Below are 24,284 nucleotides of genomic sequence, written 5' to 3'. Positions count from 1 at the left end.
ATAAGGAGAAAAGCTTTGTTTGATACGACACGGATTATTAGCGGGGTGGTTTTAGCAGCTGGGGTGATTTTGATCTTGCTCATTAATGAACTAGCCCTTAATTTTGTAGTCTTTGCACTTTTATTTTACCTTGCTTTTAACGAAGGTAAAGCACTTTTTAAAGATCAAAGTGCGAATGTTTGGCTTGGCTTACTTGTCTTTGTGATAGGAAGCGTGCTTAAAGAGCCTTTGCTTGTAGGCGCGTTGTTTTTTATACTTGTGGTGGGATTTTTGGTGTATAAAAAAGAGAAAAATTTACAGCAAAGTTTGATTTATCTTTATCCGACTCTACCTATCTTAGCACTTTGGCAGTTGTATTTAGAGCATGGCGTGTTTGCTTTGTTTTGGCTTATTTTTATCGTAGCAGTGTGCGATAGTAGCGCGTATTTTGTCGGTAAAATGATAGGCAGCACACCTTTTTCACCAACAAGCCCAAACAAAACAAGAGAAGGCGTCATCGGTGGTTTGGTATTTGCAACCATTTTTGGCACGCTTATTGGACTTTTTGGATATAGCTTTTTGCTTAGTCTTGCTGTTTCTTTTTTAAGTGCTGTTTTTGCAGTGATTGGCGACTTGTTAGAAAGCTATTTTAAACGCAAAGCAAAGATTAAAGATAGTGGCAATCTCATACCCGGACATGGTGGAATTTTAGATAGGATTGATGCTTTAATCATCGCTGCTTTTGTCATGGTTGCTCTTTTATGATCCTTCTTGGAAGCACTGGCAGTATAGGGCAAAATGTGCTTTTTTTAGCCAAAAAGCACAAGATCAAGATCAACGCTCTTGCATGCGGGGAAAATATCAAACTCTTTAAAAAACAAATTGCTGAGTTTAAGCCAGAATTTATTTGTATTAAAAACAAACAAGACAGACACGAGCTTGATTTTAACCCAAAAAAGATTTTTTACGCCCAAGAAGGCTTAGAGCAGATTTTAAATATCAGTAATTCTAAGCTTGTGGTAAATGCTATAGTGGGCTTTGCAGGACTTCGTGCAAGCATACAAGCAAGCAAATTAAAAAAAACTCTTGCCCTTGCAAATAAAGAAAGTCTTGTTGTGGCTGGGAAATTCTTTAAGCATACAAAAATCAAGCCCATAGACAGCGAACACGCCGCACTAAAATGCTTGCTTAAAGGACAAAAAAACATAGAAAAGCTTTATATCACCGCAAGTGGAGGAGCTTTTTTTAAGCATAAGATTGAAGAGCTGAGTCAAGTCAGTGCAAAAGAAGCCTTAAAGCACCCAAATTGGAGCATGGGAGCAAAGATCACTATAGATAGTGCAACTATGGCAAATAAGCTGTTTGAGATCATTGAAGCTTACCATCTTTTTGGTTTGAAAAATCTTGATGCCATTATCGAGCCAAGATCCTTAGCTCATGCAATTTGTGAATTTAAAGATGGTGGAGCAAGTGTGTATTTTTCAAAAGCAGATATGAAACTAGCTATCTCTCAAGCCATACTGAAAAAAAAGAATCAAAAAATTTTACAATCACTAGACTTTGTTAAGCTTGCTAGTTTAAAATTCCACTACATAGATTTGAAAAAATATCCCATTTTCTCGCTCAAAAAGGCTTTGCTTGAAAATGTTGATTTAGGTGTGATTATCAATGCTGCAAATGAAGTTTTGGTGAGAAAATTTTTAAACAATGAATGTAAATTTTTAGATATTGCTCATGGCATATTTAAAGCACTTGATCGCTTTGAAAATCCTTATATAAAGGATATAGAAGAGGTTTTTGAGCTGGATAAAAAAGTAAGGGAATTTATAAAGGTGTGAGTATGAAAAAACTGATTGTGTTATTACTAAGCTTTGCATTAAGTTTTGCTTTAGAATTTAGCGTAAGCGAGAATGGCAAAAGTCTTGATGATAATAATACCATTTTAATTTTTGGTGGCATACAAGGCGATGAGCCGGGTGGCTTTCATGCAGCAAGCTTGCTGATAAGTGATTATAATATCACAAAGGGCAAAATCATCGTTGCGCCAAATTTAGCTTTTGATAGCATTATCAAAAGAAGCAGAGGTGCCAAGGGGGATTTAAACCGCAAATTTGCAAAGCTTAAGCCAAATGATCCAGATTATGAAACCGTGCAACGCATTAAAGAGTTGATCTTACGCCCTGAAGTAGGCATGGTAATCAATCTTCATGATGGCTGGGGCTTTTATCGTCCTGAGTATATCAATGCCGAGCAAAATCCTAAAAGATGGGGCAACTCAAGCGTGATTGATACAAGCGAGATTAACGCAAGCAGATATGGCGAACTTGAAAAAATCGCTCAAAGCACCGTTGAAAGCGTAAATTCCTCGCTCATTGATCCAAAACACCAATACTTCCTTAAAAATACTCGAACAGAAGAGCTTGATGATACTGAGATGCTTAAGGCTTTAACTTATTTTGTGATCTCAAACAACAAGGCTGCTTTTGCGAATGAAGCGAGTAAAAATCTGCCGGTAAATTTAAGAACTTATTATCATTTAGTGGCGATTGAGCATTATTTAAAAACAGCTGGCATAGAATTTCAAAGGAGCTTTGAACTCAGTCCTGAAGGCGTAAAAAAAGTTATCAACAAAGAACTCTTGCTTAAACTTTTCCGCAAAAAAATTCTCCTTGAACTTGATAAGCCAAGAAGCGTGATTAACTATCTGCCTTTTCCACTCTACAGAGAACTTGATTATGAAACAAGCAACGAGCTTACTGCTGTTATTGCTGAACAAAACTCATTTTATATCCAGTATGGCAACCGCTTTCAAAGCAGGATATACCCTGAATACTTCGAATTTAGCGACGCTTTTAATGAATTTCAAATTCTTATAGATGGAGAAAGCAAAATCATTCCTTTTGCAAGCAAGATCAAAGTCAAAAAAGAATTTATGATCCCGCGCATCAACAAAGTACGTGTCAATATCATAGGACTTGATATGGGGCGCGATGAAAGTGGTATTGTTGTCACTAAAAACAAGATGATTCCAAGATATTCGCTTGATACAGCCGGTAAGGTTTTTCGTATAGAATTTTATGAGTTGCGTTACGCTAATCTCTTAAATCAAGTTTCTAATCTTCCATCAAATAAAATCATCAAAAACGCTCCAATGCCAAGCGAAGCAGTATATAAACAAGCCCTAAAAAAAGACAAATTTCTTGGCTCTATACTTGTTGAGTTTGAATGAAAAACCTCATCTTAGCTATAGAAAGTTCTTGTGATGATAGCTCGCTTGCCATCATCAACAAGGACGACTTAAGCTGTGTTTTTGAAAAGAAAATCTCTCAAGAATTGCAGCACTGCCGGTATGGAGGCGTCGTGCCAGAACTTGCCGCGCGTCTTCATACCGCTGCTTTGCCACAAATTCTAGAGCAAGCCAAGCCCTTTTTAAATAGGCTTTGTGCCATAGCTGTTACAAGTGAGCCGGGTTTGAGCGTGAGTTTGATTGGTGGTATTAGCATGGCTAAAACCTTGGCTTTAAGCTTAAATTTACCCCTTTTGGCGATCAATCACCTTGCAGGGCATATTTACTCGCTGTTTTTAGATGAAAAAGCAAGCTTTGATATGGGTGTTTTACTTGTTAGCGGCGGACATACTATGGTGCTTTTTATCGATAAACAAGGCAGGGTTAATGAGCTGGCTAAAACGCTTGATGATAGCTTTGGAGAAAGTTTTGATAAGGTTGCTAAGATGATGGGACTAGGCTATCCGGGCGGAAATGCGATCGAAAAACTTGCCCTAAAAGCCATAGAAAAAAAACTCTTATTTAATATCCCTTTAAAGCACAGCAAAGACTTAAACTATAGCTTTTCTGGACTTAAAAACGCTGTAAGACTTGAGCTTTTAAAACACGAAAAAGTTGATGAAAACACAAAAAGTGAAATAGCCTTTGCCTTTCAAAACGCAGCCATTACTCACATACTTGATAAACTTGAAAAAATATTTTTCCTTCATCGCTTTAAAAGTTTTGGCGTTGTGGGTGGAGCAAGTGCGAATTTAAGTCTAAGATCAAGACTTGAAGCACTTTGCAAAAAATATGATTGCACGCTCAAGCTTGCCCCGCTTAGTCATTGCTCTGATAATGCTTTAATGATCGCAAGAGCAGCATGTGAGAAATTTAAAAAACAAGAATTTGCAAATATAAAAATGGATATTTTACGCACAAGAAGCGAAAATTTAGGCTGCATTTGAAACAAATTAGGTATAATGCTTTAAAAAGGAAAAAGCGTGAAAAAAGCCTTTAGCGTCCTTGAGCTTATCTTTGTTATCATCATACTTGGCATTTTAGCCGCCATAGCCCTACCGCGTCTTAGTTCAAGCAAAGACGAAGCAGAAATAAGCAAGGCAATAAGCAATCTTAAAACCTTAGTCAGTGATTTTAGCTCCTACGCCCTTAAAAACGACGCCCTAGCCTCAACGCATTTGATGAGTAATGTTAGCAATATAGAAAATGTCGATCTGAGTAATTTTAACGGCACAAGAAGCGTAAATTTTAGCGTTGCTGGGGCAAATGATTGTATAGAGCTTGTCTTTATCAACTCAAGCCACACCCTCATCTTTGGCTTTGCATCAAACGCAAATATCAAAACCTTGATCACAAACCTAGCCGCCGCTGAAAATTCCTTAAAAGCAAACCCAAACGATACAAACGCTAAAAATGCCTACACAACAGCTCAAAACGCGCTTTTAAACGCTGATTTCACAAGTCAAAGTCAAAGCAAAGCCTGCGTTGCCTTAAGCACACAAAATGCTTTTAAAAGCCTAGCTAGCAAAACTTATACACTTTTGGGGAATTAAATTCTAAGACAACTATAAAGAAAGCCCAAGTATTGTTTTAGGAGCATTTTTAATATTTTAGCCCAGCTGTTTAAAGATTTATTGATAAAATTTTCTTATTTTCTCACAGATGTATTGTATCTCATCATCTTTAAGCTGCACGGCTGAAGGCAACCAAAGTCCTTTTTCACCTACTAAATTTGATACTTCATGTTCGCCTTTTACTTGATAAGCGATTTGTTTGTTGATAGGACCATACATAAGTCTTGTGCCTATATTGTTCTGTTTTAAAAACTCGATAAGTCCTTTACGATCTTCGCACAATATATCATAAAACCAAGGAGTAGTGTATTGCAAATCCTGATCAAAAATTTGTACCTGAGAAATACCATTAAGCCCTTTTTTATAAAGTCTATAAAGTTCTTTTTTGCGTTTTATCCGCAAAGAAAGTTTTTTCATTTGCTCTATACCTACACAAGCTTGAAGTTCTGTAAATTTAAAATTATAACCTATACTATCATGAAAGTCATTGCCTCCTTGACTTCGTCCAAAATCCTTAAGTTTGCGTAAGCTTGAAGCGATTTTATCATCATTTGTGATCAAAGCTCCACCTTGTCCTGTAGAAATGATCTTAGGTGCAGAAAAAGAAAAGCTACCCACAAGCCCTTCTGTGCCGATATGCTTACCATTTGGATAAAAACTTCCCAAACTTTGAGCCGCATCTTCGATTAAAATAAGCCCATTTTCCTTACATAAATTTTTAAAAGCTTCGATTCCAGCTTTTGGATAGCGTCCATTTGCACTTACAAGCATTATGGCTTTTGTCTTGGCTGTGATAGCTTCTCTAGCTTTTTGTATATCCATACAAAGTGTTTCACGCTCAACATCAACAAATATAGGCTTAGCACCAAACATTTTTACAGAATTTGGTGTTGCTATCATGGTATAGTTTGGCACAAGCACTTCATCATCTGCTTTTATACCTACGCTAAGAGCAGCTAAGGTAAGGCTTATGGTGCCATTATTTACAATTATACAATGCTTTGCTCCTGTAAACTCAGCTATCATTTGCTCAAATTTTTCCGTCCTTTTAAACTCGGTTAAAAAGCCATCTTCGTCCATATATTCACACAAAGCCTTCTTTTCCTCAGCACCAAAAAGTGGTCTCATTTGCATAATGAAATCCATTTATTCTCCTTTAGATTTGATTAGTTTTTGATATGATTTAAAATCACTCACAAAATATTTTTCCTTCCCAATAAAATAAAGCTTTAATAGCTCACACTCACACCTCAGCTATAGCTAAAGTATGTAGAAATTCCTTCTCAAATTTAAGTAAATTTTTACTTCTTTGCTTTATCTTTTTAGCCGGAATCCCTGCATAAATTCCAAAAGGTTCAGTTGATGCCTTCATCATGCTCATAGCACCAACACTCGTGCCTTGTTTCAAAACAACTCCGGGTAAAATAAGCACCCCTGAACCCACAAGGCAATGGTTTTTTAAAACTATACTACCCCTTTGAGTATTTTTCAAATGTGCTGGCACATCAGCACTGACTAAGCTTTGCCCTGAATAATCATCGCTTTCACAGAGCAAGCGCGAATACGAACCAATATTCACAAAATTGCCTATTTCAATACCCAAATTTGAAGCATTCAAAAAACAATATGAAGCAATATGTACATAATCTCCAATTTTTATATCTCCACTTAATATACAAAAGCTTCCTATTCTTACATTTGAACCAATGCTTATCTTTTCTGGACGATAAATAGGTGTAAGTCTATCGATAAGCACATTTTCACCCAAACTTTTAAAATTCATCGCTTCAAGTTCTTCGCGTGAAAAAAACATAGAATTTGTATTCATTTTTTCTCCTTTTGTTCTGAAATTCTTTTTTGATCCTAAATATATCATTTACGGCAATTTTTTATATTCTCCTCTGTGAAAGTAAATTAAATTTTACATCTTTTGACAATTTTAGACGATGCGTTAAAGCTCACTTAGACTGGCAACTTAACGCTTTTTTACCTGCTTTTAACTCGTCATAATCAACACTAGTATAGATTATTTTAAAGATGAATTATGGCGCATTCTATCCTTCTTCTATCAAGATCAGCACCTACATAAGGACCATTTTTAATTTCAACTACTTTTGTGCCATCTTCAAGTATATCATAGCCATGTCCGCCTTTTAGCATGACAAGTATATCTCCAGCTTGAGCGATAAATTCTTCTAAAAACTGGGCTTTTGTATCATATATACGCACTTTTATGCTACCTTTTTTGATAAAAAGAACCTCTTGCGTCCAATACACCTTGCGTTCTACTTCATTATGAATATGAGCTAAGAGTTTTTTGCCTTTATTATAGCCCCAAGTACCAACTTGAATAAACTCTTCATCTTGTGAAAAGAAATTTAATCCCTCGATACAATCTTCTTCCTTGATATGTCTTGCTAAGACTATATCTTTTTCTTTAATTTCTCTCATTTATTCTCCTTTTTTGCTGAATTTAAACTTTGTAAGTCCCTGTTTGAAAGTATGGGTTTTTGATTATTTAAGTCCCAATCAATGCCTATACGATTATCATCATAAGCAAGTGAAAATTGATCTGGTGCATCAAAATATTCACCTTCATAGGCGAGCTTGTAATGATATAAAGCCTCTTTACTTTTAACATAATAAGCATTTCCCATATGTGGTGGTATGAGTATGAATTTTTGCTCATTTTGGTTGATAATAAATTTCTCATATTGTAAATAGCTAGGACTTTCTTTTCTACAATCAACCACAACTTGCAAAATTTCTCCATACACACAACTTACAAATTTGTAAGATTTAGTATCTCCGTGTATGCCGCGTAAAACATTTTGCCTTGAAAGAGAAAATTTATCATGCTTAAAGAAAAGCCCTTTTGGTAGAAGTTTGTCTATCTCATCTTTTAAAAATGAAGTGTAGATATTGCCACGAAGATCACTAGAAATGTTTGGTGTGATGATATATACACCTTGAAGCTTGGTGCTTTGTTTAATATTAAATTCTATAGCCATTAAGCAGCCTCCACAAAGGAAGGCTGTAAAGACTGAGAAGCTTTTAAATCAAACGCCCCCCCCCATGAGCTAGTTTATACCATTCATATATATTTTTAATGCCTTGCTCTAACTTTGTTGTGGCACTCCAGCCTAAATTCTTTAGCTTTGATACATCACTAAGCTTTCTCATCGTGCCATCTGGCTTTAAAGTATTAAAAATGAGTGTGCCTTTAAAGCCGATTATGTTTTGTATAAGTTCTGCGAGTTCTTTTATACTGATGTCTTTTCCTGTGCCTATGTTTAGGTGTGTATTTTTGATTTCCTTTGAGTTTTTGCTTGATAAGTCTTTGAAATCAATATTTTGCATGATAAAAATACAAGCCTCAGCCATATCATCAACATATAAAAATTCCCTTCTTGGCTTGCCACTACCCCAAATTTCAACACTTTTTTCACTCACTCCAAAGTTAGCCAGATACGCTCTAGCTTCATCAATGCTCTTTGCTTTAAGGTTGTTTAATACAAGCTCATTTTTGCCCTCATCAAGCAATTTTGCAAGATAGATTTTTCTTAATAAAGCCGGTAAAACATGAGAGCTTTTTAAATCAAAATTATCATTTATGCCATATAAATTCGTAGGCATAACGCTTAAGAAATTTGTGCCGTATTGGAAATTATAGCTTTCACACATTTTAAGTCCGGCTATTTTAGCTATAGCATAAGGTTCGTTTGTGTATTCAAGCTTAGAGCTAAGAAGGCTTTCTTCGCTGATTGGCTGAGGGGCATTTTTAGGATAAATGCAAGTTGAACCTAAAAAGAGTAGTTTTTTGACTTTATTTTTATATGCTTGATGAATGACATTGTTTTGAATTTGTAAATTTTCATAGATAAAATCAGCTCTAAAAGTGTTATTAGCTTCTATACCACCAACTTTTGCTGCAGCTAAAAAGACATACTCAGGCTTTGTTTTTTCAAAAAACTCAGCCACTGCTTTTTGATCGCACAAATCAAGCTCATCATGTGTTTTAGTGATTAAATTAACAAAGCCTTGAGCCTGTAAAGCTCTAAGCAAGGCTGAACCCACAAGCCCTTTATGTCCAGCGATAAAAATTTTACTTTCTTTACGCATAGAACAATCCTTTCTTGAAAGAAAGGTTGTTTATAGGGCTGTCTTTTAAAGGACTTAGAAGTTTATATCTTAATGCCCCCCCCCTCTATGAGTAAGCTTGTTTAAAGTTTTATAAAGCAAATCGATTTGAGCTTTGATATTGACTTGATGATTGCCTACAAAAAAGCCATTTGTATGTAAAAGCTTGGCATTTTTAAGCTCACCAAAAAGCTCATAATCAAAGTATTTTATCACCTCATTTTGGGTAAAATCCCCTGTTACTATAGGACGCACTTCTATATTTGCCTCTTTAAAGGCTTTAATCACTTCTTCTCTTGTGATCTTACTTTGAGGCTTGATGATGAAAGAAAAGCCAAACCAAGAACTTAAGCCTATTTCTTGCTGGATGATAAAATCCTTATCATCTTTAAAAAGCTCTACAAAATAACTTGCGTTTTCACGGCGATTTTTTAAAAACAAAGGCAGTTTTTTAAGCTGTTGTATGCCTATGGCTCCACTCATTTCAACCGGACGCACATTATATCCGGGCAAAACAAATTTAAAGGCTTCTTCAAAATAATCATCACTTTTTGTTCCGCTTACTAAATTATGCTTTGGCAAATTCCTTGTCCAGCCATGCGCTCTTAAAGAAAGCAAGATATGGTAAAGCTCCTCATCATCACTCACTACAAAACCACCCTCCATAGTCGCCATATGATGAGAATAAAAAGTAGAAAAAGTCCCCATAATGCCAAAAGTTCCAGCCTGCTTACCCTTATACTCAGCACCCATAGATTCGCAATTATCCTCAAGTAAGATAATATCTTTGCCCTCAATCATAGCCTTAATCGCATCAAAATCATTTGCATTACCTAGCAAATTCACACACATTATCATCTTTGTTTTATCATTAATCGCCTCTTTTAAAGCCAAAAGATCATAATTTAGCGTATATAGATCAATATCTACAAATTTAAGTTTAAGTCCGTATTGATAAAGCGGATAATAAGTCGTGCTCCAAGAAACAGCTGGCACTATAACCTCATCGCCTCTTTTAAGTTTAGGTGTTTTGGTGTAAAATAAAGCCGCAGTGGCGATTAAGTTTGCTGTTGAGCCTGAGCTTGTCATCACAGCATATTTTGAGCCAACGAATTTAGCAAAATCTTTTTCAAATTCAGCCACTTTTTTACCCATAGTAAAAATATCACTATCAATGACTTCTTGTATAGCCTCAAGCTCTTTTTTATCCCAAGTTGAGCTAGCAAGAGTATATGCTTGCATTTGTTTTTCTCCTTTTAAATAATACTCATAAGTTTTTGCTATGCCTTCTTCAAGTGAGGTTTTAGGTTCAAAATCAAAGGCTTTTAAGCGGGTATTATCGATGAGTTTTTGTTTCATTCCGCTTGGCTTAGTGAGATCGTGTTTAAATTTACCCTTAAAACCAAGCACCTTTGCTACTGCTTCATAATACTCATTTATAGTATAGTCTTTTCCTATGCCCACATTTAAATTCTGTGGTAACTCCTCAAAACGTTCAAGAGCCTCAAAAACAAAATCTGCTAAATCCTCAGCATACATAAACTCACGTCTAGCACTACCATCACCCCAAATTTCAAGCTCTTTTAAGCCTTTAATTTTAGCTAAATGCACTTTAGCGATAATGGCTGGGATAAGATGAGCATTAAGGCTGTCAAATTTATCAAATTTACCATATAAATTACAAGGGATAAGGCTTTTATATAAAAAATTTGTATCTTGGCTGATATACTCACAAAGCCTTACACAAAGAATTTTTGCTAGAGCATAGCCCTCATTTGTAGGTTCTAGCTCGCCACTTAAGATTAACTCTTCTTTAAGAGGATTGCCAGCATTTCTTGGATACATACAAGAACTTGCTAAATTGAGTAAATTTTTAATACCTTCTTTGTGAGCGCCGTTGATTAAATTCAAGCCCATATAAGCATTTTGACTTAAAAAAGAGCTTGGATTTTTGATATTTGCCATGATGCCCCCAACAAGTCCTGCACAATGAATAACACAATCAATGCTATGTTCTTGCAAGAAAGCATTAATACTTTCTTGAGATAAAAGATCAAGTTCTTTACTGCTTGGAGCAAGTATATTATAAAGCTTTGCTTTTGTATGAGTGATGATATTTTGTCCCACCATACCACTTGCACCGGTGATGAGCAAGGTTTTTTTATTTTTCATCGCTTCTTACTCAAAATACCGCATAATCTTGTATCCACCTTCTTTAAGATACATATCTTTACTCATAAGCTTTAAATCACTACTCATCATATCATTTACCAAATCTTGTAAATCATACTCCCTGCTCCAGCCAAGCTCGGTTTGAGCCTTGCGTGGATCACCTAAAAGCAAATCCACCTCACTTGGGCGAAAATACCTCTTATCCACACAAACTAATTCTTGATTTAAGCTCAAATGCGTATAATCAAGCCCCAAAGCCTTAGCCCTATCTTCATCTATACTAGCGATAAAGCCCACTTCATCAACGCCCTTGCCCTTAAACTCAAGTTTTAAACCAAGATAAGCAAAGGCTAAACGTACAAAATCCCTTACCTCAGTAGTTTCTCCTGTAGCGATAACAAAATCATCAGCCTTTTCATGCTGCAAGATAAGCCACATAGCCTTTACATAGTCTTTTGCATGCCCCCAGTCTCTTTTGGCTGAAAGATTGCCAAGATAGAGTTTATCTTGTAAATTTAAGGCTATTTTTGCTGCAGCTCTTGTAATCTTTCTTGTAACAAAGGTTTCTCCTCTTATAGGACTTTCATGGTTAAACAAAATTCCATTGCTTGCAAACACCCCATACGCTTCTCTATAATTTACGCTAATCCAATACGCATAAAGTTTAGCACAAGCATAAGGAGAGCGAGGATAAAAAGGTGTTTTCTCACTTTGAGGCACACCTTGAACTAGTCCATAAAGCTCAGAAGTTGAAGCTTGATAAATGCGTGTTTTATCAACAAGTCCTAAAAATCGCACCGCATCAAGTATGCGTAAGGTGCCTATGCCATCAGCATTTGCTGTGTATTCTGGGGTATCAAAGCTCACATGCACATGGCTCATAGCAGCAAGATTATAAATTTCATCTGGTTTTATCTCAGCTATAATGCGAGTAAGATTCATACTATCAGTCATATCCCCATAATGTAGGTAAAAATTATTGCTTTTATTGTGCTGATCTTCAAAAAGATGATCTATCCTATCGGTGTTAAAAAGTGAGCTACGACGTTTTATGCCGTGCACTTCATAGCCTTTTGAGAGTAAAAACTCACTCAAATACGCCCCATCTTGTCCTGTAACACCTGTGATTAAGGCTTTTTTCATTTATATTCTCCTTTATTTAATACTACACTCATTGGCGTTTAAAATCATCATCAATTCGCACTATATCATCTTCTCCTGTGTATTCTCCTACTTGAGCTTCGATCAAGATGACTGGAATTTTACCTTCATTGCTTAGCCTGTGCTTTTGTCCCATTTTGATATATATGCTTTCATTTGGACGCACAAGGCAATGCGTGCCTTCTATCTCAACGCTTGCTGTGCCACTTACGACTATCCAATGCTCATTGCGGTGAAAATGCTTTTGCAAAGAAAGCCTTTTACCCGGTTTTACCTCTATACGTTTAAGTTTATAGCCCTTTTCATCTTCAAGCACAGTATAAGTTCCCCAAGGGCGATGTGCTGTAAGATGAATTTTACAAATCTCTCCTTGATCTTTGAGCTTAGAAACTAAATTTTTAACATTTTGGGACTTGCTTTTAGGGCAAATCATTAAGGCATCTTCTGTGTCTATGATGATGAGATTTTCTAAATTTGTAGTGGCAATGAGCTTTTTTGAATTTGAGCAAAATATGAGATTATTTTTACTTTCAAGCATAAGAGTTTGAGCCTTTATGGCATTGTTATATTCATCTTTGTCAAACTCATCATAAAGCGCGTCAAAACTGCCTACATCGCTCCATTGTATATCGCTTTGAACCATTTTGACTTTATTTGATTTTTCCATCAAAGCATAATCAATACTTAGCTCAGGTATGTTTAACATATACTCTCTTTTAATCCTAAGCAAGGCTTTTTCTTCATAAGCGTTTTCATAAGCTTTTTTACAAGCCTTAAGTATATCAGGGGCAAATTCACTCATCTGTTCTAAGAAGAAACCAGCCTTAAAGACAAACATACCACTATTCCAGAAAAAATTTCCCTTTGTAAGATAAGCTTGAGCAGTATTTAAATCAGGCTTTTCATGAAAGGCAAGCACTTCTTCGCCCTTTGCTTCTATATAACCATAACCTGCTTCAGCATAATTTGGCTTGATACCAAAGGTAACTAAAAAATTGTGTTGTGCTAATTCACAAGCTCTAGTAAGCACTTTTTCATAGGCTTTTAAGTCTTTTATCAAATGATCGCTTGGGCTAACCAGACACAACTCATCTTTATCTAAAGCTAAGGTAGCTAAGGTGATCGCTGCAGCTGTATTTTTAGCTAAGGGCTCAAGCAAAAAAGAAAAGCTATCTTGTAAAATCTTGCCTTGATTTTGCAAATTTTCACATTGATCAAGAGCTAAAAAATACTGCTGTTCATTTGAAACAATAAGGCTTTGAGAGCAAAAAGAGGCATTTCTTTGAAGGCAAAGCTCAAATAAAGAATTCTCATCAAAAAGCCTCAAAAACTGCTTAGGCATAAGCTCTCTTGAAAGAGGCCAAAGCCTAGTACCACTACCACCACATAAAAGTATATTTGTCATTAAAAATCTTTATTTTTTGTTAAGAATTGTATTATACTTAAAAAATGTAAAAATTTAGTATTTTAAAGCAGATATCAAACTCCGATCATTAGACTATTATTTTTTTATTTGTAGAAAATGCCTGTATTTTCATTTATCTTACAAAAATATTGTTTTGATCTTGATTTTTAGTTTGTTATTATTTCCGTTCTCACACCCTGCCTATATCATAAAGCTGGATAATGCCTACGATTTTGCCTTTTTTTGATACTGGGATTTCTTTGATTTTGTGTTTTATCATGAGCTCTTCAGCTTCTGTTGCCATAGCATTTGCATCTATTGTTTTTGGGTTTTTACTCATAATTTCTTTAGCTAAAAAATCAAATCTTGGCTTATCATTTGCCTTTAAAGCCCTTCTTAAGTCCCCATCTGTGATGATACCTACGAGCTTTTCATCTTCTAAAACTATGCAAAGTCCTAATTTTCCACTTGTCATTACATCAACAAGTTCATTAAAATTCGTTTCTGGACTGACTATAGGGAGCTTTTTCACCATCAAATCCCCTACTTTTGTGAGTAATTTTCGCCCCAAACTTCCGCCCGGATGAAACAAGGCAAAATCATCTGGTTTGAATTTTCTCTCTTTCATCAAAGCAGCAGCGATTGCATCGCCCATAGCAAGCGTAGCTGTAGTGCTACTCATAGGGGCAAGTTGCAAAGGACATGCTTCTTTTTTGACATAAATATCTAAAAAAATATCAGCTTGCTTGGCTAAGGTTGATTTAGCCACGCCACACATTGCAATGAGTGGAATTTGACGTCTTTTTACTGCTGGTATAAGCTTTAAAATCTCTTCTGTTTCGCCTGAATTTGAGATCGCTAAAAGCAAATCTTCACTTGTAAGCATTCCAAGATCACCATGCAAAGCTTCGGCTGGGTGCATAAAAAAGCTTGGTGTGCCTGTGCTTGCTAAGGTTGCGGCGATTTTTGCTCCTATATGCCCTGATTTACCCATACCACTGATAACACAACGCCCTTTGATTGTTAGGATTAATTCTATGGCTTTTACAAATTTCTCATCAAGCCTTAAAGCCAAATCTTGTAGGGTTTTGGCTTCGATCTCAAAGACTTCTTTAGCGATATTTAAGATAGTATTTTTCATCATTTTTCCTCATCATAAATTCAGCACAACATTAGTTGCAATGGCGATTTGATATAAAATTTGAGTAAGCATACTGACAACTTGAAGATTTTGACTATCAACTTTTGGTAGGACAAGTATGCTATCTCCGGGCTTTATGCTCGTGCCTGAGCCAAAAAAGCTTGCGGTGTATTTTTCAGCCTTACCGCTTGAGCGTATGACAAGAACTCTTGATTTATCAGCCCTTTGACTAAAATCACCGGCAAGTTGTATGTAATAACGCATTTTTTCATTATTCATATACACAAAAGCTCCGGGCAAAGCAACTTCACCTTGAACTAAAACAAGATTATTTTTGCTTGGAACGACGATGAGATCATCTTCTTCAAGGACTATACTTTTATAAGCTCTTGCATCATCGATGATGATTTGTCCTTTTGGCTCTACTTGTTTTGCTCTTTGGATAAACTCAAGTATAGTTTTTGCTTGGGTTGCACGTACAGCTGCTATATCAGCATTAACCGCAGGAGCTGTTAAGGCTAGTGTTTCAAGCTCTTTAAGTTGGGCTTCTATGAGCTTTTTTTGTGTCAGCGCAACGCTTTTTCGAAACACTTGCACGGAGTTAATATCTGATTGGGCGTTTGTGATGATACTTCGAACTACTTCTTCAAGCGTAGTGCCTTTTCTTACCACCACAGAATGAAGTCCGTTATGTTCGCCTTCTATCCTCACACTCACGCTTTGAGCGGTATAATCAGGACGAAATTCCACCACATCGGCGGTATTTAACTTTACATTTGCAAAGTCTTTTTTTGTATAGGATTTTACTTCTAAAGCATGATTGGCTGCGTAGCTTTTAACGATAGCATTTGTAACGATAGGCTTTGCTCCAGCAGCTATGGCTAAATCTTGCAGGGTAAGAATATCATTTTTAAGCTCAAAGCGAAAGGGTTTTTGCACATCTCCGCTTGCAAAAGCGTATTTTTGCACGCTATCTACAAACACGACATCGCCCGTCCTAAAAGCAAATAAGCTCATCTTGCCCTTAAGCAAAAAATCATACAAATCAAGCTCTTCCACAAGTTTATCATCTCTTAAAATGCGTATATTTCGAAAACTTCCATAGTCTAAATTTATGCCATTTGCTTTATCAAGGTATTGGATTATCGAGTCTGAACTTAGTCCTTGATAAAGTCCGGGCGCATTGACATTTCCTGTTACAAAAACGCTCACACTTTGATAAGCATTCATATCTGCATACACAAAGACATTATTTTTATAAATTTTACTTACGCTAGCTTGAATAACTTTGAGCAAATCAGCATTTCTTACGCCCAAAACCTTAATCGCTCCAACTTGAGGCACGAAAATATTACCTTGAGAATCCACAACTAAATTGCGTTCAAACTCAACCGCGCCCCAAATTTTAAGGCTAATTTGATCGCCAACAGCGATTTTATAGTCTGGATTATACACATGCTGGGTATTTTTGCTGAAATTTCCACCAAATAAATGCGAGCCAAAGACTTGAATGACTGGAGCTTGAATGAAATTTGATTGTGCTGAGACATTGTTTTCAAAAGTGGTATTTGAGCTAGTGTTTAAATCATTTGCTAAAACGCTTGTGCTTGTCGTTCCGGCAATTTGTGATACATCAACAGCCAAAACTAGCAATGGCAAAATGAGGCTTATTATAATCTTTTTCATTAGTATTTATGCTCCTCTATAATCGTTTTTATAAGCTTTGCTACCCCAAAAACAAGGCTTAAGATCACAAAAATCGTGATGATATTATACAGCTTTTTAGGATACATCGCACTTTGTGGAGTGGTGGGATTTTGAATGATGACAAGTTGTTTGATCTTTCGTATAGCTTCTATCCTTGTTGTTTCAAATGCTTTTAAAGCCGCCGTATAGGCACTTTCAGCAAAACCAGCTTCAATAGTAAGTTTTTGAAAATCAGCAGCTAAGTCATTGAGCTTTGATGCGTTTGAACTTGAAGCAATGCGTGATTTTTCAATCTCAAGCTGTTGTTTTAGTGCGCTAATCTCAGCTTTTAAGGTGCTTAACTGGGGAGCATTTTCATTGATATAGCTTTGCATAGCTAAAAGTTTGGCTTCTTTTTCAGCGATACTGCCTTCCATTTGGGCGATAAAGCTTGCTCTTGATTCAGCTTCTTTTAAAGGATCAAACACACCATGTTCGTTTTGAAAAGCTGTGAGCGCATCAGCACTTTGTTGGTATTTAATCTTGTATTTTATCAACTCTTCTTCAGCAAAAGCAAGCTGCTCTCTTGCACCTTTGTGTGAAACCTCATTCACAAAACGCTCGCTTTCATCAAGTATGCTTTGAGCGATAAGATGAGCTTGTTCTGGAGTAAAACCCTCAACTTGCAAGACGAGTAAGCCGTTATTATCCGTGATTTTTACCCGAGCTTGATAAAATTTCAAAAAACTTTCTTGATCGGCTGAGGAGCCAAGAGAAAAGAAAGGATCGAGCTTTTGAGCTTCATAAAATTTGCGAATACCTATCTTTTGATCTAAAATTTGAAGCATATCCAAAGACAAAATATAAGTCTTAAGATAAGTAATATCTTCATTTGAAGTTGCCCCGCTTGCACCAAGTAAAGTTGTTAAGCCACTTAAAGAAGCTGAGCTTGAATCAGAATTTGTAGAACGCACGCTTATCACACTTTCGCTCACATAACGATTAGCTGCGATAAAATAATAATACCCCAAAACAAAAGCCATCAAAACAAGCACGACTTTATAAGTATCAAGCAAAAGAAAGCTTTTAAGCTTTTGTGAGAAAGAATTTTCTTGAATGGTTCTAAAGGTTTTTGCTGAATTAAATTGCTTCAGTTTAGCAAGCACTTCTTTGTTTTTGATACGAGCGATGATATTATTTTTTTTCATGCGTTTATACCCTTAATCTCGCCTTGATACACAGCTATGCCCTCATCAACATCATCATACACATCAACAATACCATCATGAAGCAAGATAATCTTATCACACCACTGCTTAATCTCAGCGATATTATGAGAAACCATAATCACTTTTGAGCTTGAAAGCTTTTCTTCATATAACTTGCGACTTTTTTTCGCAAATGCTGGATCGCCCACAGCACCAGCCTCATCGATCAAATAATAATCAAAGTCAAAAGCCATACTCAAACCAAAACCTATGCGCGAACGCATACCACTTGAATAAGTACTCATCGGCTCATCAAAGAATTTACCAATCTCAGCAAAGTCTTGCACAAACTCGATCTTCTCGCGTAATTTTTTGCCTCTACAGCCATAAACTCGTGCCACAAAAGCTATATTTTCCCTTGCTGTTAATGAACTTTGAAAGCCCCCACCAAGCCCAAGAGGCCAAGAAATTCGCACATTAGTGAGAATTTTGCCTTTATTTGGCACTTCAGCCCCGCTAAGCATATTCATCAAAGTTGATTTTCCAGCCCCATTTTTACCCATCAAACCAATAGAACAGCCATCTGGAAATTCAAAGGTAAAATCCCTAAAAACATAGTGTTTGCCACCATTTGTTAAAGGGTAAAATTTCGTGATACGATCAAGCTTTATCATACTCTACTCGCTGAAAGTTCTTGTCTTTTGTGATAATAAAACCAAAGCCCCGCAAGCAATAGCACCACATTAACAACCAAAGGATATAGCAAAGTTATACCTTCTCGTGCAGGGTAGTTTTCAAAATAATTCATTCTTAAAGTCTCCATAATATGCAAATATGGATTATAAAGTAAAACTTCAAACAAAGCTTCAGGCACGATCCAGCTTGGGTAAATCACAGCTGAAGCGATATAAAGAACTATGCCAACATAAGGCAAAACAGACTTTAACACATCAATAAGGTGATTTAATATACTCATGCAAAGCCCTAAACAAAAACCAGAAAAGACTAAAAACAAAAAGCACAAATACACTTCTAAAAAGTGATATGGCAGGACATTGATCGAGCTAAACCAGCCCACAAGAACCATTAAAATCACAAAGATGAAAAAATACACGCACGATTCAACCAAAGTCCTTGCGATAAATACATGAATAGGCTTAACCGGCTTATACGCAAAAAGCCCCAAATTTGACATAATGCCACTCATCATTTGAGTGAGTATATTTCGAAACATAAAAAAAGGGATAATTCCACTTGCTAAAAACATAAAGATCGATATACCATCAGGAACAACCATATGTGTTTGCTCGCGGATCAAAGTTACTACGCTTAAAATCACAAAAATTTGAGTCATAGGCTCGCCAACTACCCAGATATAGCCTAAGCGTCTATTTTTACCAAAGCGTGTTTTTAGCTCTCTAAAAAAAAGTGCGTAAATGACATTAAACATTGTATTTTTCGCCTTTTAAATACCCCAAATGCTGTCCTTAACTTTGAAAATTAAATTTTTAGATTGTAACCAAAAAGATTTAATCAAACTCAAATTCCTAAAGTATTTTATATTTTAAAATGTTTTAACACCTAACTTTAAACGCAAAAAGATGATTAAAACCGCTCCAAAAAATATAGAAAAATTAAGGTAAAAAAAACAAAGACTTTATGGAAAATAAATTTTTTCGCTCAGCTGATTATCCGTAAATTTCGCCCATACTATCTTTAGAGCGTAAAAATCAGTCTTTGCAAACCTTGCAAAAATAAAACGTTTGAGATAAATCTTTTTTTGCGCCTCACTTGCTTTTTCAAAAATAGCTTTGATTTGCACTCCTTTTAAAAGAGCGATTTTGCTGTCTTTGGCGATATTTACGGCTATATTTGGATACTTTAAGCTTAATTTTACATGCTTTGAATTACAATCAGAAGCGATAATAAGGCTTAAACTCTCTTCATCAAAGGCATAAAAAGCATTGGCTACATACACGCTTAAAGGAGTTTGACTTGAAATTTTTATATTAAAAGTCATATCATCGATACTTGCAAGGCTTAAAAGCCTCATTTTATGGATAAAGCGCTTGATTGTTTCGTGCATAAAAAATTATAACCAAAAAAGTTAAAAAAAATAAAATACTGCCGATATAAAAGCATAACTTAAAATCAAGGATAAAAAATGCAAGTTGATGCAAGCAAAAACCAAAATTTAGCCTTTTCATACACCACAAGCAGTGGTAAAAACCTTTCTATGACAATGTTTGACAACCAAAGCGTAAGCTACACTCAAGAAGGTGATAAACAAAGTTTAAATTTACGCCGAGAATACGGCTTTAGCTTTAGCTATCAAGGCTCACAGCTTACCCAGCAAGACTTAGATGAAATTCAAAATGCAATGAAAGAGATAGAACCGCTCATCAGCGACTTTTTAGAAAGCTCGAAGGTTGGGGACTTAAAACCAAAAGATTTCATTCAAAATGCAATGAAAATCGCCAATCTCTTACCAACTCCAAGTGATGAAAATACTGCAAATGCAACAATGAGTTCTTTGGTTGATAAATTTAATTCTCTCATCAAAGAACACCAAAGCAGCTTGCCACAAGAAAATACCAATATGCTTGAAGATAGCAAAAAACTCATCGAAGAAATTTTAGAAAAAATTCAAGAAAAGCTTAAAGAACAGCAACAAGAACTTCAAAATAAAGATGAAGATGGACTTAATCTCCTTGCTTAAAACTCTTTTTTAAGCTTTTCAATTTCACCCAAAAGCCCAAACATACCAAGTTTAAAAGGGCTTTGGTAAGCTTTCATAAAGGCTTTTCCAAGTCTATATGTAAGGTGACGTTTCAAAGCCATAGCCTGAGTATAATCAGCGTAAGTTTCAAGCTTTGGCAGGGCTAAATCTGGGTTAAAGCCTATTAGTTCCTCATAAGCCTTTTGAATTTTTTTATGTTTTTTGATGAGTTTTCTAGCTTTAAAAACAAAGCTTATATAACTTAAAAAATGAAGTTTCACACCCATCATTTCTTGTCCTATCTTGTATTCAAGCTCATTTTTAAAGCGAATTACAGCTCCTTTTTTATCCGCAGATAAAAGCTTTGAGCTTTCATTAAGCTTTTTAAAACTCTCTTCAAAATACAAAAATAAATTCCAAAGCTCCTCTTCTTGTAACAAAAAAGCTAAATTTCTTAATTCTTCGGCAAAAAAAGGCGTATGCAAGGCATTTTGCCACCATTTTTTTCTAAAATGCGAGATAAAAATATCTTTTTTCTTTGAAAATACACCCTCCCAAGGTTTAGAACAGCCTAAAAAATGAATGATTTTTGCATTTTGTTTTAAATGCTCCCACTCAGCCCTAGTAAGCTCACTTGAGTGAAATTTACTCTCATCTTTGAAAAAATCCTTACTTTGATTTTCATTGTGCGGATAAAAATTATAAAGCAAAGGCAAAAGCAAAGTCCTATCCTTGCAGCAGATATTTAAAGCAGCTTGATCAGGAAGCTCTGGCTTAAACTCGCATATATAATCAAGACATTTTTGCTGCATATCAAGCTCACGCCATAAAACTGCGTTAAAGAGTATAAAACCTGTATTAAACCATTTAGATTTTAAAGTGTAGTTAAAAGCCGCTGCAAGAACAAAATCTTTCAAATCAAGCGTAAAAAGCTCTCTTAAATCTGTATTTACATACATATCAAGGTCCAAAGCAAGCACTTTTTTACTATCTAAAGGCACAAAATTGGCAAACTCAAGTAAAAAATTGGCTACAAAACTTCCCTTATACGCATAGGTATTTTTGTATTTTGTATCATCAATCTCATGCACCTCAAACAAACAAGGATAAATAAGACTAAGCTCATCACAAAGCTTAGTGAGCTTTTCTTTGCTTTTTAAAGTGATATTTTTAGTTAAAATGTGAAAAACATAGCCTTCTTTTTGCTCAATCTGGCTTAAGCTTTCATAAGAAAGTTTGGGATATGAACTTTTTTGAGGATGTAAAAAGAGCAATTCTTTTTCTTTAAAAAAGTCTTTAAAAGTGTGCTGGGTATTTGTTTTTAAGATAATATTTCGCATCATAGCAGCTGCGAATTTGATGTATTTTTCATCGGCACAAAAAACGATATGAAACACACCTTTCCTTTCAAAATATAAATCTTTAAGAATGAAGTATATACAATTTAAGCTAAAAATCTGCTATAATAAAACTTTATTCAAGGAAAAAAAATGACTCAAAACAAAATCATCGAAAAAATGCTTCTTTTGCAACAAAAGCTAAATGATGAAACAAACGGCAAGGGCTGGGAACAAGGCTATACTAAAGAAGGTAAGCTCATCAGCTTTAGAAGGTGCATTTATATGGAATGTGCTGAGCTTATTGATTCTTTTGCTTGGAAGCATTGGAAAAGTATTGCAGCACCGACGAATTGGGATAATGTGCGTATAGAGCTTGTGGATATTTGGCATTTTATACTTTCTTTAACGCTTGAAGAGTATAAAAATAAAGGCATTGATGATAAGGCATTTATAGCCGAAGAACTTAGCTCGGTAAGTGCATTTAATGACTTTTGCAAAGAAGCTGGCGAACCAAAAGAAGATGATATTTATGGCATTATCAATGATATAGAGCTGATTATACACAAATGTAGTGGTTTTGGCTTTGATATGGGCGAGCTTTTATCGGCATTTTTTACCTTGTCAATGAAATGTGGTTTAAATTTACACAGCCTTTATAAAGCCTATATAGGCAAAAATGTCTTAAATAAATTCCGACAAGATCACGGCTACAAAGAAGGAAAGTATCAAAAAATATGGGACGGCAAAGAAGATAATGAAATTTTAAATGAAATTTTAAAAGCTCAACTTGAGTTTGACGCTATATATCAAGAGCTAGAAAAGCTTTATACTCAACTTAAAAAATAACAAGGCTATGTTCATGACTGAAGTTTTTTCACTTGCCCTAAAGGACTTTTTTACAAAGAAATTTTTAAAATTTTCTCTTGTGCCTTTGATTTTGAGCTTTTTTTTGTTTGTGATTTTAGCGTATTTTGCTTTTAATTTTTTGTTTGAGTATTTTGATGCTTTATTTGCAAATGCAGAAGAAGGCTCGTTTTTAGCCTGGCTTTATAGCTTTGCGATTTTTCAGTTTATCCTTGCTTTGCTTGGCATCATGTCAGCTTCTTTTTTAGTGGTGTTTGCTTCAGTATTTTTTGCGATTTTAGTGGTGAGCTTTTTAACACCTTTTATCTGCAAAGAAATTAATGCTAAGTATTATCAACACGAGCTTAAAGATGAAGTTTCCTTTTTTAAAGCCTTATTTAAAATGCTTATCATCTTTGTGAAATTTTTGCTTTTATTTGGCTGTGCTTGCTTGCTTTATCTTGTACCTTTTGTGAATTTATTTGTGTTTTATCTTGTATTTTATTATCTTTTTCATAAGCTTTTAATCCTTGATGTAGCAAGCTCTATGCTTAATGATAATGAATTTAAAGCCTTTTATGCTAAAAGTTCTGCGCTTGAGTTTAAGCTAAGCACCCTTATGTTTTATCTTATTTCTTCTGTGCCTTTAGCTGGCTTGTTTTTGCAGGTGTTTTTTGTGATTTTTTTAACACATTTATTTTATCAAAAAGTGCTTGGCTTAAAAGCAAATTTAGGCTCTATAAAAGAGCATTGAAGCAAGTTTTTGAGTATAAACCTTACCTTCTTTGACAAGGTTTTGAAGTAGCTTTTGGCTTTTTAGGCTTAATTTCATCTGTATATCTTGCTTGCTTTGTGGGCGAAGATGAAGCATTTTTAAAAGCTCATTTTCACTTAAATCAAGCTCTTCTTTTATATAATGTCTTTTAGCGATTACGCAAGGAAAAGCCCTGATATACTCACTAAGCTCACTAAGCTTATCTTCACTTACACCCTTTACAGCATAGGCTGGAGGGCGATCTATGGTGCTTATATCAATGCGATCTGGTTGTATGTGTAAAAAGGCTTCATTTAAGGCTTCAAATTCAGCCTTTGTATCATTTAAACCCTGCACCACAAGCACTTCCATCACAAGTTGTCCTTTAAAAGCCTTGCTAAACTCACTCATCTTTTCTATAAGTGTTTTTACTTCTATGCCTTTTAAGGCTTTATCTACTCGCAAAAAAGTCTTTTGCACTGCACTATCAAGGCTAAATTTCACCACATCAAGAGCTAAAAGAGCTTGAAATTTAACCTCATCTAAAACTGCTGTGCCATTGCTTAAGATGAGAAGCTTTTTGTCTTTTTTTATGCTTTGAAGGGCTTGTATAAGCTCATCTAGCTTTTCATACATGCTTGGTTCGCCATTTGCAGTAAGGGTGATAAAATCAAATTTTACGCCCTCAGCTATCTTAGCTTGCACGCTTTTAATGATATGTTCAAGGCTTGCACTTTGTGTTTGTTTGCTTTGAGCTTTTTTAGGCTCAAGCTCACAATACACACAATCAAAATTACATTGCTTGCCAAAAGGACTTAAATCCACGCCCAAAGAAAGTCCAAAACGTCTTGAGCTTACAGGACCAAAGACTATATC

The 24,284-nt window shown here is 35.4% G+C and carries 24 protein-coding genes and 1 pseudogene; 8 read left to right on the top strand and 17 right to left on the bottom strand.

Translation table 11 applies throughout. From position 1 onward, the window contains the following. The first annotated feature begins 15 nt into the window (after positions 1 to 15). Genes DMB95_RS02060 through DMB95_RS02040 form a run of 5 tightly spaced genes read left to right on the top strand, consistent with a single transcriptional unit; the run spans position 16 to position 4,818 of the window. On the top strand, positions 16 to 744 hold the full coding sequence (locus DMB95_RS02060; RefSeq protein WP_142930708.1) for a phosphatidate cytidylyltransferase: 729 nt from the start codon (positions 16 to 18) through the stop codon (positions 742 to 744). After that, positions 741 to 1,817, top strand: coding sequence for a 1-deoxy-D-xylulose-5-phosphate reductoisomerase (dxr, locus tag DMB95_RS02055; RefSeq protein ID WP_142930707.1), 1,077 nt, complete (start codon positions 741 to 743; stop codon positions 1,815 to 1,817). The genes DMB95_RS02060 and dxr overlap by 4 nt, the downstream gene beginning before the upstream one ends. 2 nt (positions 1,818 to 1,819) lie before the next feature. Then, a complete protein-coding gene (locus DMB95_RS02050; RefSeq protein WP_142930706.1) occupies positions 1,820 to 3,208 on the top strand; it encodes a M99 family carboxypeptidase catalytic domain-containing protein in 1,389 nt (462 codons plus the stop codon). Continuing rightward, positions 3,205 to 4,212 carry a tRNA (adenosine(37)-N6)-threonylcarbamoyltransferase complex transferase subunit TsaD gene (tsaD, locus tag DMB95_RS02045; RefSeq protein WP_142930705.1) on the top strand — a complete coding sequence of 336 codons (1,008 nt, stop codon included), beginning with the start codon at positions 3,205 to 3,207 and terminating at the stop codon, positions 4,210 to 4,212. The genes DMB95_RS02050 and tsaD overlap by 4 nt, the downstream gene beginning before the upstream one ends. 36 nt (positions 4,213 to 4,248) lie before the next feature. Next, positions 4,249 to 4,818: a prepilin-type N-terminal cleavage/methylation domain-containing protein gene (locus DMB95_RS02040; RefSeq protein WP_142930704.1), complete on the top strand. Its 570-nt coding sequence runs from the start codon at positions 4,249 to 4,251 to the stop codon at positions 4,816 to 4,818. Between the two features lie 78 nt (positions 4,819 to 4,896). Here DMB95_RS02040 and DMB95_RS02035 read toward each other — a convergent pair whose 3' ends face one another. The 15 genes and pseudogenes from DMB95_RS02035 to DMB95_RS01970 form a co-directional block, all read right to left on the bottom strand. Next, positions 4,897 to 5,985: a DegT/DnrJ/EryC1/StrS family aminotransferase gene (locus DMB95_RS02035; protein ID WP_202922009.1), complete on the bottom strand. Its 1,089-nt coding sequence runs from the start codon at positions 5,983 to 5,985 to the stop codon at positions 4,897 to 4,899. Positions 5,986 to 6,082: 97 nt separating this feature from the next. Further along, the gene (locus DMB95_RS02030; RefSeq protein WP_238386848.1) at positions 6,083 to 6,667 is read right to left on the bottom strand and encodes an acyltransferase; all 585 of its coding nucleotides are present in this window, start codon (positions 6,665 to 6,667) and stop codon (positions 6,083 to 6,085) included. 203 nt (positions 6,668 to 6,870) lie between these two features. Next, on the bottom strand, positions 6,871 to 7,290 hold the full coding sequence (locus DMB95_RS02025) for a hypothetical protein (RefSeq protein ID WP_142930703.1): 420 nt from the start codon (positions 7,288 to 7,290) through the stop codon (positions 6,871 to 6,873). Continuing rightward, positions 7,287 to 7,850, bottom strand: coding sequence for a dTDP-4-dehydrorhamnose 3,5-epimerase (gene rfbC, locus DMB95_RS02020; RefSeq protein ID WP_137632065.1), 564 nt, complete (start codon positions 7,848 to 7,850; stop codon positions 7,287 to 7,289). The genes DMB95_RS02025 and rfbC overlap by 4 nt, the downstream gene beginning before the upstream one ends. A 43-nt stretch (positions 7,851 to 7,893) precedes the next feature. After that, the gene (locus DMB95_RS02015) at positions 7,894 to 8,961 is read right to left on the bottom strand and encodes a GDP-L-fucose synthase family protein (protein ID WP_142930702.1); all 1,068 of its coding nucleotides are present in this window, start codon (positions 8,959 to 8,961) and stop codon (positions 7,894 to 7,896) included. A gap of 69 nt (positions 8,962 to 9,030) precedes the next feature. Then, the gene (locus tag DMB95_RS09665) at positions 9,031 to 10,221 is read right to left on the bottom strand and encodes a DegT/DnrJ/EryC1/StrS family aminotransferase (protein ID WP_221886036.1); all 1,191 of its coding nucleotides are present in this window, start codon (positions 10,219 to 10,221) and stop codon (positions 9,031 to 9,033) included. A 12-nt stretch (positions 10,222 to 10,233) separates the two neighbouring features. Then, positions 10,234 to 11,151: pseudogene (locus DMB95_RS09660) on the bottom strand (GDP-L-fucose synthase family protein); the annotation flags it as partial. A 6-nt stretch (positions 11,152 to 11,157) separates the two neighbouring features. Further along, a complete protein-coding gene (gene gmd, locus DMB95_RS02005) occupies positions 11,158 to 12,294 on the bottom strand; it encodes a GDP-mannose 4,6-dehydratase (RefSeq protein ID WP_137632062.1) in 1,137 nt (378 codons plus the stop codon). A 28-nt stretch (positions 12,295 to 12,322) separates the two neighbouring features. Continuing rightward, on the bottom strand, positions 12,323 to 13,717 hold the full coding sequence (locus tag DMB95_RS02000; protein WP_142930700.1) for a mannose-1-phosphate guanylyltransferase/mannose-6-phosphate isomerase: 1,395 nt from the start codon (positions 13,715 to 13,717) through the stop codon (positions 12,323 to 12,325). Between the two features lie 190 nt (positions 13,718 to 13,907). Further along, on the bottom strand, positions 13,908 to 14,858 hold the full coding sequence (locus DMB95_RS01995) for a KpsF/GutQ family sugar-phosphate isomerase (protein WP_142930699.1): 951 nt from the start codon (positions 14,856 to 14,858) through the stop codon (positions 13,908 to 13,910). Positions 14,859 to 14,870: 12 nt separating this feature from the next. Further along, positions 14,871 to 16,544, bottom strand: a complete 1,674-nt coding sequence (locus tag DMB95_RS01990; protein ID WP_142930698.1) for a polysaccharide biosynthesis/export family protein — start codon at positions 16,542 to 16,544, stop codon at positions 14,871 to 14,873. Next, positions 16,544 to 17,662 (bottom strand): capsule biosynthesis protein, encoded by a 1,119-nt coding sequence (locus DMB95_RS01985; RefSeq protein WP_142930809.1) that lies wholly within the window; start codon positions 17,660 to 17,662, stop codon positions 16,544 to 16,546. The genes DMB95_RS01990 and DMB95_RS01985 overlap by 1 nt, the downstream gene beginning before the upstream one ends. Positions 17,663 to 17,748: 86 nt before the next feature. Further along, positions 17,749 to 18,426 (bottom strand): ABC transporter ATP-binding protein, encoded by a 678-nt coding sequence (locus tag DMB95_RS01980; RefSeq protein ID WP_142930697.1) that lies wholly within the window; start codon positions 18,424 to 18,426, stop codon positions 17,749 to 17,751. Next, a complete protein-coding gene (kpsM, locus tag DMB95_RS01975) occupies positions 18,423 to 19,202 on the bottom strand; it encodes a capsule polysaccharide transporter KpsM (protein WP_142930696.1) in 780 nt (259 codons plus the stop codon). Before kpsM ends, DMB95_RS01980 begins: the two co-directional genes overlap by 4 nt. 207 nt (positions 19,203 to 19,409) lie before the next feature. After that, positions 19,410 to 19,838 (bottom strand): hypothetical protein, encoded by a 429-nt coding sequence (locus tag DMB95_RS01970; protein ID WP_142930695.1) that lies wholly within the window; start codon positions 19,836 to 19,838, stop codon positions 19,410 to 19,412. 78 nt (positions 19,839 to 19,916) lie between these two features. Here DMB95_RS01970 and DMB95_RS01965 point away from each other — a divergent pair, with 78 nt between their 5' ends. Further along, positions 19,917 to 20,471: an ATP-binding protein gene (locus DMB95_RS01965; RefSeq protein WP_142930694.1), complete on the top strand. Its 555-nt coding sequence runs from the start codon at positions 19,917 to 19,919 to the stop codon at positions 20,469 to 20,471. Here DMB95_RS01965 and DMB95_RS01960 read toward each other — a convergent pair. Then, a complete protein-coding gene (locus DMB95_RS01960; protein WP_162056691.1) occupies positions 20,468 to 21,868 on the bottom strand; it encodes a glycosyltransferase family 8 protein in 1,401 nt (466 codons plus the stop codon). The genes DMB95_RS01965 and DMB95_RS01960 overlap by 4 nt on opposite strands. A gap of 93 nt (positions 21,869 to 21,961) precedes the next feature. On the opposite strand from DMB95_RS01960, the gene dut reads away from it, so the two are divergent. Beyond that, the gene (gene dut / locus DMB95_RS01955; protein WP_142930692.1) at positions 21,962 to 22,657 is read left to right on the top strand and encodes a dUTPase; all 696 of its coding nucleotides are present in this window, start codon (positions 21,962 to 21,964) and stop codon (positions 22,655 to 22,657) included. Between the two features lie 13 nt (positions 22,658 to 22,670). Beyond that, positions 22,671 to 23,408, top strand: a complete 738-nt coding sequence (locus tag DMB95_RS01950; protein ID WP_142930691.1) for an EI24 domain-containing protein — start codon at positions 22,671 to 22,673, stop codon at positions 23,406 to 23,408. Here the strand turns inward: DMB95_RS01950 and DMB95_RS01945 are convergent. Continuing rightward, complete coding sequence (locus DMB95_RS01945; protein WP_185906676.1) at positions 23,385 to 24,281, bottom strand: radical SAM protein; 897 nt, start codon at positions 24,279 to 24,281, stop codon at positions 23,385 to 23,387. The two genes, DMB95_RS01950 and DMB95_RS01945, sit on opposite strands and share 24 nt — an antisense overlap. Positions 24,282 to 24,284: the final 3 nt, after the last annotated feature.

The sequence above is a fragment of the Campylobacter sp. MIT 12-8780 genome, assembly GCF_006864535.1.
GTDB lineage: Bacteria > Campylobacterota > Campylobacteria > Campylobacterales > Campylobacteraceae > Campylobacter_D.
The sequence above is the reverse complement of the archived record's forward strand: the minus strand, read 5'-3'. Positions and strand labels throughout refer to the sequence as shown.